This window comes from Thermosulfuriphilus ammonigenes, from assembly GCF_011207455.1.
Lineage (GTDB): Bacteria > Desulfobacterota > Thermodesulfobacteria > Thermodesulfobacteriales > ST65 > Thermosulfuriphilus > Thermosulfuriphilus ammonigenes.
The window spans coordinates 603,899-622,238 of the sequence record NZ_CP048877.1; the positions used below are offsets into that span (position 1 = coordinate 603,899).

The following is an 18,340-nucleotide window of genomic DNA, read 5'->3' on the forward strand; positions in this document are numbered from 1 at the left end:
CTTAGGTCTTTAGAGTTTAATATCATAGGCCTTTATTTTGTAGTGAAGAGTCCTCAGAGAGATCCCTAAAAGCTCCGCGGCCCGGCGGCGATGCCCCCCGGTCTTTTTAAGGGCGGCCTCAATGGCCCGCCGTTCGATCTCTTTAAGGTTGGCTGCCGGAATCTCCCCGGGTTCTAAAGAATCATCTTTTAATGATCCCTGGCCGGGATTCAGTCTCAGGACCCCATCACGACTTAAGATAACGGCCCGCTCCAAGATATTACGCAGTTCTCTGATGTTTCCCGGAAACGAATAGTTTTTAAGGGCCTTCAGGCCCTCCGGGTCTATGTCTTTTATCTCCTTGCCCAGCTCCGTTGTTATCTCTTTGAGCAAATACTGGATGATAACCGGCAAGGCCTGGATTCTCTCCCTTAAGGGGGGAATCTCTAAAGGAAAGACGTTAAGACGAAAGAAAAGATCCTCCCGAAACCGACCTTCCCTGACCATCTTGGTCAGGTCGCGATTGGTGGCGGCGATGAGTCTTACATCAACCTTGAGGGTGGAGAGCCCCCCCAAGCGCTCAAAGGTACCATCCTGAAGGACCCGCAAGAGTTTAGCCTGGGCTCCGGCAGGAAGTTCGGCCACCTCATCTAGAAAGACAGCCCCCCCGTCGGCCAGCTCAAAACGCCCCTTCTTTCCCCTTACGGCCCCGGTAAAGGCCCCCTTCTCATAGCCAAAAAGTTCGGCCTCAAGGAGGTTTTCGGGCAGGGCGGCGCAGTTTATCTCCACAAAGGGACCCTCACGTCCAGAAAGCTCATGGATAACCCTGGCCACCAGAGTCTTACCGGTACCGGACTCTCCCAGAAGAAGCACTGTAGCCTTGGTAGGGGCAACGGCCCGAATATCCTCAAGGAGAGGTTCCATACCGGCAAAGACAATTTCAAGAGGGGGAAGACCAGCAGACCCGGCCTTAAGGGCCAGGTTCTCCCGCAGGAGACGATACCTTTCATAGGCCTTGGCTACCACCGCCCGCAACTCATCGGGGCTAGAAAGGGGCTTGCTCAGGTAGTCCAGAGCCCCATCCTTCATGGCCCTGACGGCTGACTCCACCGATCCAAAGGCGGTAATGACGATGAAATCAATCTCCGGGTGCTCGCGTCTGACTCTCTCCATAAGCTGGTGACCGTCTATTTCCGGCATTTTGAGATCAGTGATCACCAGATGGGGCAGAAAGTGGGCGATAAGCTTAAGGGCCTCCCGGGCCTCGGAGGCCTTCCTGACATTGTAGCCCTCCTCACGAAGGATACTTACCAGGAGGTTGAGAAACGAGGGCTCATCGTCCACCACCAGGATGCGATAATTTTCCTTCACCGTCCTCCTTGGCCTCCATCTCGGGCAGACTAAGCTCAAAGAAGGTGCATTCTTCCTTTCTATATACAGTAATTTGGCCCCCTAGGACACCGGCCAGTCTTTTAACAATAGCCAGGCCGAGGCCACTTCCCTTGGCCTTGGTGGTAAAAAAGGGTTCGAAAATCTCCCCTGCTCTCTGGGAGTCAATCCCCGGCCCGCTGTCGCCAACAGAGATGATAATGTGTCCTGAGGCCCGACGGAGAGCGACTATAATCCTCCCCCCAGGAGAGATGGCCTCAAGGGCATTGGTCAGAAGATTAAAAAGGATTTGCTTGACTTTTTCAGGGTCAGTGATCGTTCGAATCTCTTCCAGACTTTCTTCAAGTTGAGGAGTCTTCTCCTCCCAGACCTCCGAACAAGTAAAAGAACGAACCGTCTCCCTGACCAAGGAGGTAAGATCCACCTCTTGGGGCTTTAACGGGCTAGGACGAGCATAGGTCAAAAGATCCCTGGTAAGCTGTTCCAGCCTTGAGGCCTCAGAGACGATGGTGGCCAGATCGGCCTGCATCTCCACCAGGGCCTCTGGGGTCAGGGGGCGAGTGCCAAAAATGGCCCGTCCCAGTCTTTCTCTCATAAGTTGGGCAAATCCCTTAATGCTTCCCAAAGGATTTCTGATCTCATGGGCCAATACCGCCGCCAGTTGCCCCAGGGCAGCCAGATGCCGGGCCTGCCTCATCTCCTCAGCCAGCCTCTCGCCCCGCAGCCAGGAACGATACCCCATTATCCCCAGAAGCCAGGTTATTAAAACCGAGGCCCCCATGAGCATTCCCTGAAGGCGGGCCTGACGAACAATCCATCGGGCCGGATAGGTATGAAGGGCCACTCGCAAGACATAGTAGGGGCCCTTAGTCCCACCCTGAAGATGAACTGGGAGGTCAAAGACAAAAACCATCTCACCTGTCTGAAGACGTAAAAAATGGCTTACCGGCCGTCGCTCTTCAAATACTTTAGAAATAGTCGGATCCCGGTATTCCTCTTCAATAAGGTTGGGGTTGGAATGAAGGAGGATCTCCCCATCAGCATCATAGAGGGCCAAAAAGGCCAGATCGTCCCAGCGGCCACTGCGGAGAATCTCCTCAAAAAGGACTACATTATCGATACCCTCGCGATGAAGAAGGAACTCCACCCCAATGGCAATATCCACGGCCCGGGTGGCCAAAAGATCCTGAGAAGCCCGCAGGGATAAACGATAAGAGCTATAGATGGCTGCCCCCATGGCGATGGTGAAGAAGAAAAGAAGCCCTAACAGGAAAAGAAGCGTGCGTCTGGAAGGTTCAGTAAATGACATAGCCCAAGAGGATTAGCGTCCCCATAGAGGCCGGCCGGTCTCATCTCGAAGGTAAAATTTTTTTTGGTGCCAGCGGACAACCCGACCCAAGATGTATATCCGACCATCCTTTCCAAAGACCTTTGAGCCGGTGATCTGAAGTCGGTCTCCAGGGCGTGGTCTAAGCCCTAACTTTTTGCTAAACCATCGCGGGCCCAAGATAAGTCGATAGGTCTTGTCTTCTACCTTAAGGACGAGTTTATTCCCCGGTAGAATATCGACCACCTGGCCTTCTAAGGTAATCTCCGTGTTGACATCATAGCCTTTAAAGGGCTGAGCCCCGGCAACAAGGGGAGTAAGGAGGAACAAAATAACCCCCAAAATGCCCAAGACGCATACAGTCAACCTGCCCGTGTATCTATCTTTAGCACCCATGGGAGGCCTCTCTCCGGAAGTCGGTCTTTGGCTAAAACCCAAACAGAAAACATTCATAATTTGTGCCACAGTTTGGGGAAAATCATTTTTCCCCCATCAGGCCTGTCTCCGGGAGATTTTACTTTAAGCTGGTCCTTTAAAGGAAGAGAATATTTTTGCACCTCTTGATGACAGATGCAGTCTTCGTTGACTCTCTGATCTGTTTAGGATTATATTGCCCCGACCTCTCTAAAAGGAGGCTCCATGAAGGCACTCATTGCCCTTGAGGACGGTACCGTGTTTGAGGGAAGGTCTTTTACTGGCCGGGGAGAGGCCGCCGGAGAGATCGTCTTTAACACCTCCATGACTGGATACCAGGAGATTCTCACGGACCCCTCCTACCGTGGCCAGATTGTCACCATGACCTACCCCCTCATTGGGAACTATGGTGTCAACGATGAAGATTACGAAAGCAACCGCATTCAGGTGGAGGCCTTTGTCGTCCGGGAATACCAGTCTTTTTATTCCAACTGGAGGGCTAAACGCTCTTTGGGAGATTGGCTTGCCTCTCAGGGCGTTTTGGGAGTGGAGGGAGTTGACACCCGGGCCCTTACCCGGCGGATTCGCATCCACGGGGCTATGAGGGCGGTTATCTCTACCGAGGATCTTGATCCAAAATCCCTGGTAGAAAGGGCCAGGTCTCATCCTGGTCTAGTGGGTCGGGATCTTGTCCAGGATGTCACCTGTAGCGCCCCTTATCTCTGGGAAAATGGTCAACAAATACCAGCTGAGGGCTTTCGGGATGACGATCGCCTCAAGGTGCTTGTCATCGACTGCGGCCTAAAATTCAATCAGCTTCGGCTTCTTAGTCAGCGAGGTTGCCAGTGCCTGGTGGTTCCCGCCCATACTCCGGCCTCAAAGATCCTGGCCTATGCGCCAGACGGAGTCTTCTTCTCCAACGGCCCGGGAGACCCGGCTGCCCTACCCTATCTGGTCCAGACCGCCCGTGAACTCCTAGGTCAAAAACCCATCTTTGGTATCTGCCTGGGGCATCAAATTCTTTCCCAGGCCTTTGGGGCCAACACTTATAAGCTCAAGTTTGGCCACCGGGGAGCCAACCAACCGGTAAAGGATCTCACCACCGGCCGGATCGAAATCACCTCTCAGAATCACGGTTTTTGTGTTGACGAAAAGACTCTCCCCCCGGAGGTGGAGATAACCCACATAAACCTTAACGACCGGACGGTTGAGGGAGTCAGACATCGAAGCGTCCCGGCCTTCAGCGTCCAGTATCATCCGGAAAACGCCCCTGGCCCCCACGACGCCGTCTATCTTTTCGACCGCTTCATAGATCTGATGCGTCAACCAAGCAGATAGAACTCCAAAGCCAGGAGTTAAAAGGTATGCCCAAAAGGACGGACATCAAAAAAATCCTCATCATTGGCTCTGGTCCTATTGTGATCGGTCAGGCCTGTGAATTCGACTACTCAGGCACTCAGGCCTGCAAGGCCCTCAAAGAGGAGGGCTATGAGGTGGTCCTGGTTAACTCCAATCCCGCCACCATCATGACCGATCCCGAGATGGCTCACCGCACCTACATCGAACCTATCACCCCCGAGGTGGTAGAGAAGATCATCGCCGCCGAACGGCCTGATGCCCTCTTGCCCACCTTGGGAGGGCAGACCGGTCTTAATGTGGCCTTTGAGGTGGCCCGACAGGGAATCCTTGAAAGATACGGGGTTGAAATGATCGGGGCTTCGGCAGAAGTCATCAAAAAAGCCGAAGACCGCGAGGAGTTTCGGGCGGCCATGGAGAGAATCGGGCTACGCATCCCCCGCTCAGGCATTGCCCGGACCATGGAAGAAGCCAGGGCCATCGCCAGAGAGCTAGGGTATCCCCTCATCGTTCGTCCCAGCTTCACCCTGGGGGGAACCGGCGGCGGGGTAGTATATAACCGGGAAGATCTGGAAGAGATTGCCGCTGCCGGCCTGGAGCTTTCCCTGATCCATGAAATCATGCTCGAGGAGTCAGTTATCGGCTGGAAGGAATACGAGCTTGAGGTAATGCGCGATGCCAAGGACAATGTGGTCATTATCTGCTCCATAGAAAACCTTGATCCCATGGGAGTCCACACCGGAGACTCTATCACCGTGGCCCCGGCCCAGACCTTAAGTGACCGTGAATATCAGATGATGCGTGACGCCGCCCTGGCTATCATGCGGGAGATAGGGGTGGATACCGGCGGTTCAAATATACAGTTTGCCATTCATCCCCAAACAGGGGAGATGGTGGTTATCGAGATGAATCCGCGGGTCTCCCGTTCTTCGGCCCTGGCCAGCAAGGCGACCGGATTCCCCATCGCTAAGATCGCCGCCAAGCTGGCCATAGGATACACCCTGGATGAGATCCCCAATGATATCACCCGGGAGACCATGGCCTCATTTGAGCCTACTATCGACTATGTGGTAGTTAAGATTCCCCGCTTCACCTTTGAAAAGTTTCCCGAGGCCAAAGATGAGCTCACCACCTCCATGAAGAGCGTCGGTGAGACCATGGCCATTGGTCGAACCTTCAAGGAGGCCCTTCAAAAGGGACTAAGAGGGCTGGAAATCGGCCGAGCCGGCTTAGGGGCCGATGGCAAGTCCCCCTCTGACCGGGGAAGGTCCATTCCTCGAGAGGAGCTCGAGGCCCGACTGCGCATTCCCAACAGTCAACGGCTCTTCTATATCCGTGAGGCCCTTCTGGCTGGTTTCTCTCCGGAGGAGATTCACCGCCTCTCCCTCATTGATCCCTGGTTTATCGAACAGATCAGGCAGATCGTCGCAGCGGAAAAGGATGTTAAGGAAAAGGGCCACACCTCGGAAGGCATATATGAGGCCAAAAGAATGGGCTTTTCTGATCAGCAGATAGCCTTTCTCACCGGAAAGACGGCCAGCCAGGTGGAGAGCCTGCGTAAGCAATGGGGCATCAGGCCGGTTTACAAACTGGTGGACACCTGCGCCGCCGAGTTTGAGGCCTACACCCCTTACTATTACTCCACCTACGAGGTAGAAAACGAGGCTCGAGTCTCCGATAGGCCCTCGGTAATGATCCTGGGAGGGGGGCCCAACCGTATCGGTCAGGGGATCGAATTCGATTATTGCTGTGTTCACGCTTCATTTGCCCTCCGAGAGGAGGGAGTGGAATCCATCATGGTTAATTCCAATCCGGAAACCGTCTCCACTGACTACGACACCTCTGACAAACTTTACTTCGAACCCCTGACCTTTGAAGACGTCATGCATATCTACGAGATCCATCGTCCCCGGGGCGTTATAGTCCAGTTTGGGGGGCAGACGCCCCTTAACCTGGCCGTTCCCCTGGCCCGGGCTGGAGTGCCCATCCTGGGCACCAGCCCTGACGCCATAGATCGGGCCGAAGATCGAGAGCGCTTCAAGGCCCTGCTGGAGAAGCTGGGCCTAATCCAGCCTCCCAATGGCACGGCCTTCACCCTGGAGGAGGCCAAGGATGTAGCCTCCAGAATAGGATATCCTGTCCTGGTGAGGCCTTCTTACGTCCTTGGAGGGCGGGCCATGCAGATCGTCTATGATGAAGAAGGCCTTTCACGCTTTATGGTCGAGGCGGCTAAGGTCTCACCGGAGCATCCTGTCCTGATCGACAAGTTCCTTCAGGATGCCATAGAGGTAGATGTTGACGCCCTAAGCGACGGCACCCATACCGTGATCGGTGGCATCATGGAGCACATCGAAGAGGCCGGTATTCACTCCGGAGACTCGGCCTGTGTGCTTCCCCCCCATACCCTTAAATCATCGGTGGTAAACGAAATCGCCGAGGCTACCCGGGCTCTGGCCCGAGAGCTCGGGGTGGTAGGTCTAATGAACGTCCAGTACGCCGTAAAAGGGGGAGAGCTTTATGTCCTTGAGGTTAATCCTCGAGCCAGCCGAACAGTACCTTTCGTCTCCAAGGCGACTGGTGTGCCTTTAGCCAGACTGGCCACCAAGGTCATGCTTGGCCGAAGCCTCAAGGATTTGGGATTCACCTCCGAGATCAGGGTGCCCCATGTAGCGGTCAAGGAAAGTGTCTTTCCTTTTAGGCGGTTCCCGGGGGTGGATGTTCTTTTAGGACCAGAGATGAAATCCACGGGTGAGGTCATGGGCATAGACCAGTCCTTCGGTCTGGCCTTCGCCAAGGCTCAACTGGCCGCCGGTCAAAGGCTCCCTACCGAGGGGACAGTCTTTATTACCGTTAAGGACGAAGACAAGGAAGCTATCGTCGAGACGGCCAAGCTTTTATATGACCTGGGCTTTAAGATCATCGCCACTGAGGGGACCAGCGTCTTTCTGGCCAAACGGGGAGTGCCCAATCAGCGGGTTCTCAAGGTCTCTGAGGGCCGGCCCAATGTGGTTGACCTCATCAAGAACGGCCAAATACAATTGGTCATCAATACCGCCCTGGGCAAACGCACCAAAGAGGATGCCTATATTATCCGGCGGGCCACTCTGGACTACAACATTCCTTACGCCACCACTGTTGCCGGGGCTAAGGCCATGGCCTTGGCCGTTAAGGCCATGAAAGAAGAGGGTTTCCAGGTGGTTCCCCTCCAGGAATATTATCGCCGGGTACCCGAATGTTATTACCGACGCCAAGGGCTTATCAGATAGGACCGAAGGCGGTATACTCTGACTCCGCCCTCCAAGATGAGGGCTAGGAGGAAAAAATGTGCGGTATATTCGGTGTTTTTGGCCATAGAGAGGCGGCTAAATTGGCCTACTTCGGCCTTTATGCCTTACAGCACCGGGGCCAGGAATCGGCTGGAATCGCAGTCTCCAACGGTCGAGAGATCAGGGAACACAAAGGTATGGGGTTGGTGGCTGAAGTCTTTGATGAGGAGACCCTCGTCCAACTCAAGGGACACATTGCCGTGGGTCATGTGCGGTACTCAACCACCGGCGCCTCAGCCCTCAAAAATGCCCAACCATTCTGTGTCACTCATTCCAAGCACACCTATGGTATCGCCCATAACGGCAATCTTACCAATTCCCGGGAGTTAAGAGAAAGGCTTGAGGCTCAAGGGTCCATTTTTCAGACTACCATCGACAGCGAGATCATCCTCCACCTCCTGGCCAAAGTGGCCTCCCGGGGCATTGAAGAGGCCCTAACCATAGTAATGGAGACCATCGAGGGAGCTTACTCCTGTCTCCTCCTCACCGAAGACAAATTGATAGCCTTCCGAGACCCACATGGGTTCCGGCCATTGTGTCTGGGAATCCTGAACGGGGGTTACGTGGTGGCCTCGGAGACCTGTGCTTTGGATCTAATTCAGGCCCAGTATCTTCGGGACATAAGGCCGGGGGAGATAGTCATTATCGGCAAAGATGGTCTTCAGTCGATCCAGGCCATACCCCCTTCACCGCGCCAGGCCCGGTGCATTTTCGAATTTATCTATTTTGCCCGGCCCGATAGCAACGTTTTTGGGGAAAATGTCTATCTGATCCGTCGCTCTCTGGGAGAAAGGCTGGCCGAAGAGGCCCGCTTTGACTGTGACTTTGTCATGCCCTTTCCAGACTCCGGCAACTATGCGGCAGTGGGATATGCCCGGGCCAGTGGTCTGCCCTTTGAGATGGGAGTTATCCGGAACCATTACGTCGGCCGGACTTTTATCCAGCCCAGCCAGTCAATGCGGGATTTTTCGGTCCGGGTGAAGCTTAACCCGGTTAAGGAAATCATCCGGGGGCAGCGGGTTCTGGTAGTTGATGACTCCATCGTCCGGGGCACGACCAGCCGAACCAGGGTTCGGGCCATAAGGGAGGCAGGGGCCAGCAAGATCTACATGGTTATCTCCTGCCCGCCGATCCGATTTCCCTGCTACTTCGGTATAGATTTCCCCAGCCGGGGAGAACTTATTGCCGCTAGACATCAGGTGGAAGAAATTCAGAGATATCTAGACCTAGACGGTCTTCATTATCTCTCCCTCGAGGGGATGCTGGCTGCTTGCCGGGCTGAAGACGGTTCCTTTTGCACGGCCTGCTTTACCGGCCAATACCCCATTGAAATCCGAACTGACCTTTCCAAAAACATTCTGGAACGACACCCATAATGAAAAAAGGGGAGATATTGGCCAAGGCCAAGGAGGTCTTGGCCATTGAAATAGAAGGTTTGGCCACTGTCCGGGAAAAGCTGGGAGATGAGTTTGTCCGGGCGGTGGAGATAATTCTTAGGGCCCCGGGAAGAGTGGTAATCACCGGGATGGGCAAAAGCGGCCTCATTGGCCGCAAAATCGTGGCCACCCTGGCCTCTTTAGGCACGCCGGCCCTGTTCCTTCATCCGGCCGAGGCCCTCCACGGAGATTTGGGAATGGTGGTTCCCGGAGATGTGGTTCTGGCCATCTCCAACAGCGGTAAAACCGAGGAGATAAACGCCCTTTTGCCCAGTTTCAAGGGCCGAGGGGCCAAGATTATTGCCTTTACTGGCAACCCGGACTCTCCCCTGGCCCGGGCTGCAGACGTAGTTATAGATTGTGGTGTTCCTAGAGAGGCCTGCCCCCTGGGTCTGGCCCCCACGGCCTCAACTACCGCCGCCCTGGCGGTGGGGGATGCCCTGGCGGTAGCCCTTCTGGCCTTCAAAGACTTCTCCGAGCAGGACTTCCGCCGTAATCACCCCGGAGGGACTTTAGGAGAACGTCTCAAGGTCAAGGTTGCCGAAATAATGCTTACCGGAGAGGCCGTCCCCAAAGTAGAGGAAACGGCCTCTATGTCTGAGGCCATTGCCGAGATGAACCGAAAGGGCCTTGGTTGCGTGCTAATAATCTCCCAAGATGGACACCTGGAGGGAATCATCACCGATGGGGATCTCCGCCGGGCCATCACCCGATACGGGGAGATCCTCTCCCGAGAGATCTCTGAGATCATGACCCCCCGTCCCAAGACCGTCTTCTATCAACGCCTGGCCGCCGAGGCCCTGGAGATCATGGAGCGCCACCTGATCACCGTGCTGCCGGTGGTAGACGAAGATGGCCACCTAGCCGGAATCGTCCACCTCCATGACCTTCTGGGCAAGGGAGAATTTAAGTTCGTGGTCTAAGCCCAAAGCCAGACCGACTTGCCTTAAAGAAGGAACTAACAAAGGCTCGGGAAAAACTGGAAGTGATAAACTTTTAACCTCTTTACCACCTATCTTGCCCTTTGGTCCTGACATTTGGCCTATAAGTTACGTTGACACCGGGGGGTGGATCTGGAAAGAATGGGCCATGTTTTTCTGTCGTCTTATCTCCGTAGTTATGCTGGCTTTGGCTTTGGCCGTTCCTTCTCTGGCCGATGAATTGGGGCTTCCTGAGGCCCGGGAGCTGGCCCTTAAACACAACCCCCTCATCAAGGCCGCCCAGGCCGAAGAAAGGGCTGCCAGAGCAGGGATAGATCTGGCAAGAAGCAACTTTTTGCCCCGTCTGGATCTCTCTCAGAGCTACATTCGAACCAACAGTCCGCCTCAAGTCTTTTCTTTCAAGCTCTCCCAGCGGGATTTTCATCAATCCGACTTCGCCCTTGATCGCCTCAATCGCCCCTCTCCCATCACTAACCTGCGGACTGAATTGGTTCTTACTCAGCCTATATTTAATCGCGGCCGGGAGATAACCGGCTACAGACTGGCCAAAATACGCCAGGCCATGGCCCGCGAGGCCCTAAGACAGACGAGGCAGAAAGTTCTCCTTCAGGTAGAAGAGGCCTTTCTCAATTGGCTCTTGGCCATCGACGCCCACCAAGTAATGGCTTCGGCGGTAGAGACGGCGGAGGCAAACCTTAAGACCGTTAAAGCCCGCTACCAGGCCGGAACCGCCCTTAAGAGTGACCTCCTACAGGCCGAGGTCCATCTGGCCGGCCTCAAAAAAGAAGAACTGGCGGCCCAAAACCGGATTCAGGTGGCCCTTTCGGCCCTCAATGTGGCCATGGGCCTTCCCCCGGGGCGCCTGTGGCAACCGCGGCGGCCTCAAATTCATATCAATCCTCAGGGGCTTACCCTTAAGCAGTGGACAGAAACAGCCCTTAAACAGCGTCCGGAGGCCGTTTTCTTTACCCTTCTTGTAGAGGCGGCCCGCCTGCGAGTTAAGCAGGCCAAAATGGAATTTTTACCGGCTATCAATCTTCAAGGAATCTATGAGTATAACTCCGCTGGTATCGGAGACCCTTCAGGTGACGCCTGGATGGTCATCGCCCGGGCAGATCTCAATCTCTTCAAAGGCCTGGGAGATGTCTCGGCCCTCAGAAAGGCCCGGGCCGAGCTCCTCAAGACCGAAGCTCGACAGCGGAATATCAACCAACAGATAAGGCATCAGGTGCGAGAAGCCTATCTTAATCTAGAGACTGCTCACTCCCAGGTGGGGGTTACCCAAAAGGCTGTCTCCCAGGCCGAAGAAGGTCTTAGAATCGTCGAGAAGCGCTATCGCCAGGGGCTGACCATTATCACCGAGCTCCTTGATGCTCAAACGGCCCTCAAGAGGGCCAGGTTGGAACACCTTCAGGCCCTTTATACCTGGCGCTTGGCCTGGACAAGGTTACGGTATACCGCCGGGACTCTCATTGATGAGATTAAGGTCTCACCAAAAGAGGAAACTCCAAAATAGATCCCAAATAAGGAACCGCCTATGAGGGGAAAAAGCATCTTGATCACCTGGATTTCTTTTATCGTCCTTGTGATTATCGCCGCCTGTAGCGGCTCAAAAGAGGAAGGGACGGCCACCCTAAAGGGCCGAGAGATTTCGGCAGAAACGTACACCGTAAAGGCAAAGACTGTCCCCATCTTCCGCAGTTTTCCTGGCACAGTAGAGGCCAAGGCCGAAATAGTCCTCTCTTCCAAGGTCTCAGGCTATGTGACTAAAGTGGCCGTAAAAGAAGGAGACCGGGTAACTCCGGGGACTATTCTCCTGACCATAGACGACCGGCAGATTCGTCAACAGATTGCCGCCCTTAAAGAGGCCCGAGAGGCCATATTAAAAGAGAGACAGGCCATCCTGGCCCGCCTGAATTACGCCAAAAGCAATTTTGAACGTTTTAAGCGCCTGTTCAAGGAAGAGGCGGCCACCAAAGAGGAGCTGGAAAGGGCCCAGGCCGAGTATCTGGCCCTTAAAAGGCAGGCCCAAGCCTTAGAACGTAAAGAACGGGAGACCGTCTCTCGCATTAAAGCAACCGAATCTCTCCTCCCCTACACGCAGATCAAATCTCCTACCGAGGCCCTGGTGGCCAGACGGCTGGTGGATCAGGGTAGTTTTGTCAATGTGGGCCAGCCCCTTATCTATCTGGACGACCTTAAGGCTGGCTTCTGGCTGGTGGCCGAGATTGACGAATCCCTCCTGCCTTTTGTTTCTCCAGACAAAGAGGTAGTGGTGACTATTCCCAGCCTGAACAAAAACCTTAAGGCCCCGGTGGAGGTGGTGGTAGACCACGTTTCTCCTCAGACCAGAACTTTTCGTATCAAGGTAAATCTACCAATACCTATACAGGCCGGGCTTTTTGCCCGGGTTTACGTCCCCCTTGAGCCGCGCCAGGCGCTGGTAGTGCCTCAATCGGCCATTTTCAAAAGGGGTGATCTTACCGCCGTCTATGTGGTGGGAGAAGACCGAACCATCAGGCTCCGGCTGGTAAAAACAGGCCAGACCTTCTCTCTCATCTCAGGAGAGCTACTTCCATATTCAAACTCCGGGGGAAATGATCTGTATGTAGAGATCCTCTCCGGGCTCAATGAGGGAGAGAAGGTTATCGTCGGCGACCTTGAAAAGATAAAAGAAGGCGACGTTTTGGGTAGATAGCCATGGATCAGCATAAAGATTCGAGAAATCATGGTCTGGTTGCCCGAATAACCGAGACCTTCGTTGATTCAAAGCTGGTTCCCATCTTCATCGTCATGACCCTACTCCTGGGGCTTTTTGCCATACTTAATACCCCGAGCGAGGAAGAGCCCCAGATAGTCGTCCCCATGATTGATGTCTTTGTGGAGATGCCCGGGGCCACCGCCAAGGAGATCGAAAACCGGGTCATCTCTCCCATGGAAAAGCTAATCTGGGAGATTCCAGGGGTAGAGTATGTCTATTCTACCGCCGAAAATGGCCGCGCCCTGACGGTGGTTCGTTTCTATGTCGGCCAGGATACTGAAGAGAGTCTGGTCAAGACATATGACAAGCTGTATCAGCACCTGGACTGGATTCCTCCAGGTTGCTCTATGCCCCTTTTAAAACCCCGCTCCATAGATGATGTCCCAATTGTCGTTCTCACCTTTTGGGGACCGGGCTACGATGGCTACAGCCTGCGGCGTCTGGTAGCCCAGGTGGATGATGAAATCAGAAACATACCCGGAATCTCGGAGACCTTTATCAAGGGGGGGCTAAGACGGCAGGTTCGGGTGCTTCTAGAACCGGAGAAGATATATGCCCTGGGGCTTGACCTGGCCGACGTGAGCCGGACCATCCGCCTTCAGAACCAGGCCCGTCTCGCCGGAGATTTTTCCCAGAATAACTACTCCTTTTCGGTAAGGTTAGACAACTTCCTGGCCACCAAGAAGGATCTTGAGGAAACGGTGGTCAAGGTAGTCAAGGGACGACCGGTCTTTCTTAGAGATGTCGCCCAGATCTTAGATGGCCCTGAGGAACCGGTGAACTATGTCCTTTTTGCCGCCGGACCGGCGGCCCGGGCCAAAGGGATATCATCTGAGCCCGGCCAGCTCTATCCGGCAGTCTCTCTGGCCATCTCCAAGAGGAAGGGCGAAAATGCTACCAAGCTGGCCGAAAAAATTCTGGAGAAGATAGAAGAGCTCCGGGGACATCTTATCCCCGATGATGTCCAGGTAACAGTAACCAGAAACTACGGGGAGACGGCCCGAGAGAAATCTAACGAGCTCATCGAGCATCTTCTTATCGCCACCGTCTCCGTGGCCGTCCTTATCGCCCTTTTCTTAGGGGTGAGGGCCTCTCTGGTTGTCTTGGTAGCCGTCCCGGTGACTTTGGCCATCACCCTGTTTATCTACTACTTCCATGGATACACCCTCAACCGGGTAACCCTTTTTGCCCTTATCTTCTGCATCGGTATTTTGGTAGATGACCCCATTGTCGATGTGGAAAACATTGTCCGCCACCTCAGACTCCCAGAGAACCGAGGGCGTCCCCTCAAAGAGATTATCGTCACCGCTGTAAATGAGGTCCGGAGCCCCCTTATTCTGGCCACCTTCACTGTTATCGCGGCCATTATACCCATGGCCTTCGTCCGGGGTCTTATGGGCCCCTATATGAGGCCCATGCCCATTGGAGCCTCGGTGGCCATGCTCCTCTCCATGGCCGTGGCCTTTGTCATCACCCCCTGGACGGCCTATCATTTCCTAGGCCGGAAGGGAAAGATATTTGAGGAAGAGAAGGAAGACATCTTTACCCGCTACTATCGCTGGATGATGGGCCACCTCATTCGGGACTGGCGCTGGCGCTGGTCCTTCATGGCCCTGGTGGGAGTTCTTTTCCTGGGAGCCTGTTCCCTTATTTACTTTAAGGTGGTCTATGTAAAGATGCTCCCCTTTGACAATAAAAGTGAGTTTCAGGTGATCGTGGACATGCCCGAGGGGACCACCCTTGAAGAAACCACCCGGGTGGCCACCGAGTTAGGGGAGTATCTCCTCAGCCAGCCTGAGGTAACCGATTATCAAATCTATGCCGGCACTTCAGCCCCTTTTAACTTCAACGGACTTATCCGTCATTATTATCTTCGCTCTGGCCCCAATGTGGCCGACATCCAGGTAAATCTGGTTCCCAAAGAAGAAAGAGAGCTCCAGAGCCATGACATCGCCAAGCGTGTTCGCCCCGGTCTTACCGAAATAGCCCAAAAATACGGAGCCCGAATCAAGGTTGCCGAGGTTCCTCCTGGACCGCCAGTTCTGCAGACCCTGGTGGCTGAAATATACGGTCCGGACTACGAAAAACAGATAGAGCTGGCCCGCAAGGTCCGGGAGATCTTTGAAAAAACCCCGGGAGTCGTAGATGTTGACTGGTACATGACCGACCCCCAGAAGGAATATCGCCTTATTGTTGAGCGTGACAAGGCCGTGGCCCTGGGGGTGATGCCGGCCCGGGTAAATGAAGTCCTCAGGGCCGCCTTATCCGGCGAGGAAATAGGTCTTCTCCATGATCCCGAAGCCAAGGAAGACGTCTATATTGTTGTCCGCTATCCCCGTTCCAAGCGCTCAGGCCTTCCTGAACTCTCCTCCCTTAAGGTCCGGGCTGAAGACGGACGGCTGGTTTCTCTCTCAGAAATCGTTCGAGTAGAGGAAGGCCTTGTCCCCCACCCCATCTACCATAAGAACCTACATCCGGTGGTCTATGTTACCGGGGATGTGGCCGGTAAAGAGGAAAGCCCCATTTACGCAATTTTCAAGATGAACAAGCTCATAAAGGAGCTTAAGGCCCCTGACGGTTACCCGGTTAAGCTTTACTGGACCCATCTTCCCTTCTCTCAAAAAGAATGGGCCATCAAGTGGGATGGCGAATGGCACATTACCTATGAGGTCTTTCGAGACCTAGGCCTGGCCTTTGGGGCGGTTATGATCCTTATCTATATGTTGGTAGTGGGCTGGTTTCGCTCTTATTCAGCCCCTCTGGTGATCATGGCCCCCATTCCCCTTTCTCTCATCGGAATCATTCCCGCCCATGCGGCCATGGGGGCCTTCTTTACAGCCACCTCCATGATCGGCTTTATCGCGGGAGCCGGAATCGTGGTTCGTAATTCTATCATCCTGGCCGATTTTATCGAACTGCGTCTCTCACAGGGAATGCCGTTGGCTGAAGCCGTTATCGACGCCGGCGCGATCCGCTTTCGCCCCATGCTCCTGACAGCCATGTCGGTGGTAGTGGGATCCTTTGTGATCCTGTTTGATCCCATCTTTCAGGGGCTGGCTATCAGTCTTATGGCCGGGGAAGTGGCCTCTACCCTCTTTTCTCGAATGGTGGTCCCCATCTTGTATTATCTGGATCACCGTATTAAGTCTGAAAGACGACTGGTTCTTTAGGAGAGGCCATGCAGAAACCAATCTTAAGCCGCCAAGATCTTAAACTAGATGACGAATTCAAGTTCGCCTGTTATCCCGGGATCAAATGTTTCAACGTCTGCTGCCACGATGTAACCCTTATTCTTAGCCCCTATGATGCCTTAAGGGTCCGAAGGGCCCTGGGGCTTTCTCCGAGTGATTTTCTGGAAAGATACACCGATATGCATCTCGGAGATCTGACGCAGATTCCGGTGGTCCGGCTTAGGATGAGGACTGATCTAACCTGTCCCTTCGTTAGCGAAGAGGGCTGCCAGATATACAACGACAGACCTTCATCCTGTCGAACTTACCCTCTGGCCCGCTTTACGATGCGAAACCGCCAGACAGGAGAAGTGGTAGAGCTTTATAAAATCGTGCGGGAGAGCCACTGTGAGGGACACTTTGAAGACCGGATCTGGAAGGTTAAGGATTGGATCAGCGATCAAGGGCTTCTCCCCTACCATGAAATGAATGACCTCTTCGGGGAACTTATTCTCCTGAGACAAAAGATGGCCGACACTCCTCTTTCAGCCGATGATCTGGATGCCATCTACACCGCCTGTTATCTCCAGGATCGTTTCGCCGAGTTGGTAGCCAGAGATGATTTTGCCGCTCGCTATGGTTTTGAGGTCTCAGAAATCGAAAAGGCCTTAAGGGAAGAGACCGAACTCCTTAAGCTGGGATTCAAGTGGCTTAAGAAGACAGTATTCAGTCAGACCTCTTGATCGAGGCCTGACTACCCCCCTTTCTCTACCAGCTCCAGGTATTGGCTACAGGTAAGAAAACGCTCCCCCGAAAAGGCGGCCAGGAAATCTTTGAGCTTCTGTTTAGTAGCCGCTAAATTGTGGTAGTGTCGGAAACGTCGTCCCCAGGAGGCCGGCACCCGGGGCTGGTTGGGATCAATCTCCCAGGGATGAAAATAAAAGACATAAAGGCCTCGGTTTTTAAGGATCCTCCTCACCCCTTTGATAAAGACCGAAGTCGGCAGAAGGCGAAAATAGGCCCCGCCGCCCCAAGGGACCACCCATTTACCCCATGAGAGGTTGCTAACCGGAATCTCCAGGATCCCAGCAGTAGTTTTAAAGGGGAGGTCCGAGGCCCCCTCAAGATAGCCATAGCGACCATGGAGCCTGAAGGTATTGAGGCTTGAGTCGTAAAGGTGGCCGGTTTTACGCAAAAGTTTAAGTAGCTCACGGCTTACCGTAAAGCTTGGAGCCCGATAGCCTCTAACCTCAACCCCTAAAGACTCCAGGATAGTCTTGGTGCGATGGAGATCCTTTTCTAAGGCCTGTGAAGAAAGATCAAAGGTCAATCGGTGATCAAATCCATGGGAGGCTACTTCATGGCCGGCCCGGTGAATATCGACCACCAGCTCAGGAAGCCGCTCCGCCAGCCATCCCAGCACGAAAAAGGTGGCCTTGACTCCAAAGTTAGCCAGGAGGGAAAGAATCTCCCGGACATTGCTGTGGACCCTCAGCTCACAAGAGGGCCATTCTTCATAGGAGATGTAAGGCTTAAAATTCTCTACCTGAAACCAGTCCTCCACATCGATGGTGATCAAAATAACCCCTTGGGGCATCTAGCTTACCACTCTTTGCGGGCGTAACCTATCTGGGCTAGATGTCTTCGGAGACGGCGTTCCTCCTCTTCTATCTCGGCATAGTCCTTGGGAGATACCGGCTTTACAGGGATTAGATCTCTCTTTTCAAGGTAGGAGAGGATCTTGCTCAGACTCTCTTCCACGCTTTCCTGATCGGTGTGAACGACAACCTCCGGGGTGCGCGGCGGCTCGTAGGGATCAGAAATACCGGTAAAGTGTGGTATCTCTCCGGCTCTGGCCCGGGCGTAGAGGCCCTTTACATCCCGGGCCTCAACCACTTCCAAAGGGCAACTGCAAAAGACCTCAATGTAATTGGGTATAAGAAGGCGGTTTTGCTGACGGGTATCTTCATAGGGGGCAATAGCCGCTACCACGCTAATTATACCGTGCTTGTTGAGAAGCCAGGAGAGAAAGCCAATCCGGCGAACGTTGATATCCCTTTCCCGTTTGGTGAACCCAAGCTCCTGACTGAAATTTGTCCGGATAATGTCTCCATCTAAAAGTTCCGCTTTGAGACCGCGACGACGGATTTCTAAATAAACCCTACGGGAGAGAGTCGTCTTTCCCGAACCCGACAGACCTGTAAACCAAATGGTAAAAGCTTTCATGGTACCTCCATCCGC

At 53.9% G+C, this 18,340-nt stretch carries 13 protein-coding genes; 8 read left to right on the forward strand and 5 right to left on the reverse strand.

Annotated features, from left to right (window positions below):
* Nucleotides 1–9: 9 nt before the first annotated feature.
* Genes G4V39_RS02860 through G4V39_RS02870 form a run of 3 tightly spaced genes read right to left on the reverse strand, consistent with a single transcriptional unit; the run spans nucleotide 10 to nucleotide 3,091 of the window.
* Nucleotides 10–1,350, reverse strand: coding sequence for a sigma-54-dependent transcriptional regulator (locus tag G4V39_RS02860; RefSeq protein WP_166031505.1), 1,341 nt, complete (start codon nucleotides 1,348–1,350; stop codon nucleotides 10–12).
* Nucleotides 1,313–2,677 (reverse strand): sensor histidine kinase, encoded by a 1,365-nt coding sequence (locus G4V39_RS02865; RefSeq protein ID WP_166031506.1) that lies wholly within the window; start codon nucleotides 2,675–2,677, stop codon nucleotides 1,313–1,315. Before G4V39_RS02865 ends, G4V39_RS02860 begins: the two co-directional genes overlap by 38 nt.
* Before the next feature lie 12 nt (nucleotides 2,678–2,689).
* Nucleotides 2,690–3,091, reverse strand: coding sequence for a MamS/MamX family magnetosome protein (locus G4V39_RS02870; RefSeq protein WP_166031507.1), 402 nt, complete (start codon nucleotides 3,089–3,091; stop codon nucleotides 2,690–2,692).
* 243 nt (nucleotides 3,092–3,334) lie between these two features.
* Here G4V39_RS02870 and carA point away from each other — a divergent pair, with 243 nt between their 5' ends.
* The 8 genes from carA (at nucleotide 3,335) to G4V39_RS02910 (ending at nucleotide 16,842) form a co-directional block, all read left to right on the forward strand.
* On the forward strand, nucleotides 3,335–4,447 hold the full coding sequence (carA, locus tag G4V39_RS02875) for a glutamine-hydrolyzing carbamoyl-phosphate synthase small subunit (RefSeq protein WP_166031508.1): 1,113 nt from the start codon (nucleotides 3,335–3,337) through the stop codon (nucleotides 4,445–4,447).
* A gap of 26 nt (nucleotides 4,448–4,473) precedes the next feature.
* Entirely contained in the window at nucleotides 4,474–7,731 is a 3,258-nt protein-coding gene (carB, locus tag G4V39_RS02880) for a carbamoyl-phosphate synthase large subunit (RefSeq protein ID WP_166031509.1), read from the forward strand.
* Between the two features lie 56 nt (nucleotides 7,732–7,787).
* Nucleotides 7,788–9,167 (forward strand): amidophosphoribosyltransferase, encoded by a 1,380-nt coding sequence (gene purF, locus G4V39_RS02885; protein ID WP_166031510.1) that lies wholly within the window; start codon nucleotides 7,788–7,790, stop codon nucleotides 9,165–9,167.
* Nucleotides 9,168–9,184: 17 nt separating this feature from the next.
* The gene (locus G4V39_RS02890) at nucleotides 9,185–10,150 is read left to right on the forward strand and encodes a KpsF/GutQ family sugar-phosphate isomerase (protein WP_246169722.1); all 966 of its coding nucleotides are present in this window, start codon (nucleotides 9,185–9,187) and stop codon (nucleotides 10,148–10,150) included.
* Between the two features lie 166 nt (nucleotides 10,151–10,316).
* A complete protein-coding gene (locus G4V39_RS02895; RefSeq protein WP_166031512.1) occupies nucleotides 10,317–11,684 on the forward strand; it encodes a TolC family protein in 1,368 nt (455 codons plus the stop codon).
* A 21-nt stretch (nucleotides 11,685–11,705) separates the two neighbouring features.
* Nucleotides 11,706–12,866, forward strand: a complete 1,161-nt coding sequence (locus G4V39_RS02900; RefSeq protein WP_166031513.1) for an efflux RND transporter periplasmic adaptor subunit — start codon at nucleotides 11,706–11,708, stop codon at nucleotides 12,864–12,866.
* A 2-nt stretch (nucleotides 12,867–12,868) separates the two neighbouring features.
* Complete coding sequence (locus tag G4V39_RS02905) at nucleotides 12,869–16,099, forward strand: efflux RND transporter permease subunit (RefSeq protein WP_166031514.1); 3,231 nt, start codon at nucleotides 12,869–12,871, stop codon at nucleotides 16,097–16,099.
* Between the two features lie 8 nt (nucleotides 16,100–16,107).
* Nucleotides 16,108–16,842 (forward strand): YkgJ family cysteine cluster protein, encoded by a 735-nt coding sequence (locus G4V39_RS02910; protein WP_166031515.1) that lies wholly within the window; start codon nucleotides 16,108–16,110, stop codon nucleotides 16,840–16,842.
* 11 nt (nucleotides 16,843–16,853) lie between these two features.
* Here the strand turns inward: G4V39_RS02910 and G4V39_RS02915 are convergent, their stop codons facing one another.
* A complete protein-coding gene (locus G4V39_RS02915) occupies nucleotides 16,854–17,696 on the reverse strand; it encodes an XrtA system polysaccharide deacetylase (protein ID WP_166031516.1) in 843 nt (280 codons plus the stop codon).
* 5 nt (nucleotides 17,697–17,701) lie between these two features.
* The gene (cysC, locus tag G4V39_RS02920) at nucleotides 17,702–18,325 is read right to left on the reverse strand and encodes an adenylyl-sulfate kinase (RefSeq protein ID WP_166031517.1); all 624 of its coding nucleotides are present in this window, start codon (nucleotides 18,323–18,325) and stop codon (nucleotides 17,702–17,704) included.
* Between the last annotated feature and the right edge of the window lie 15 nt (nucleotides 18,326–18,340).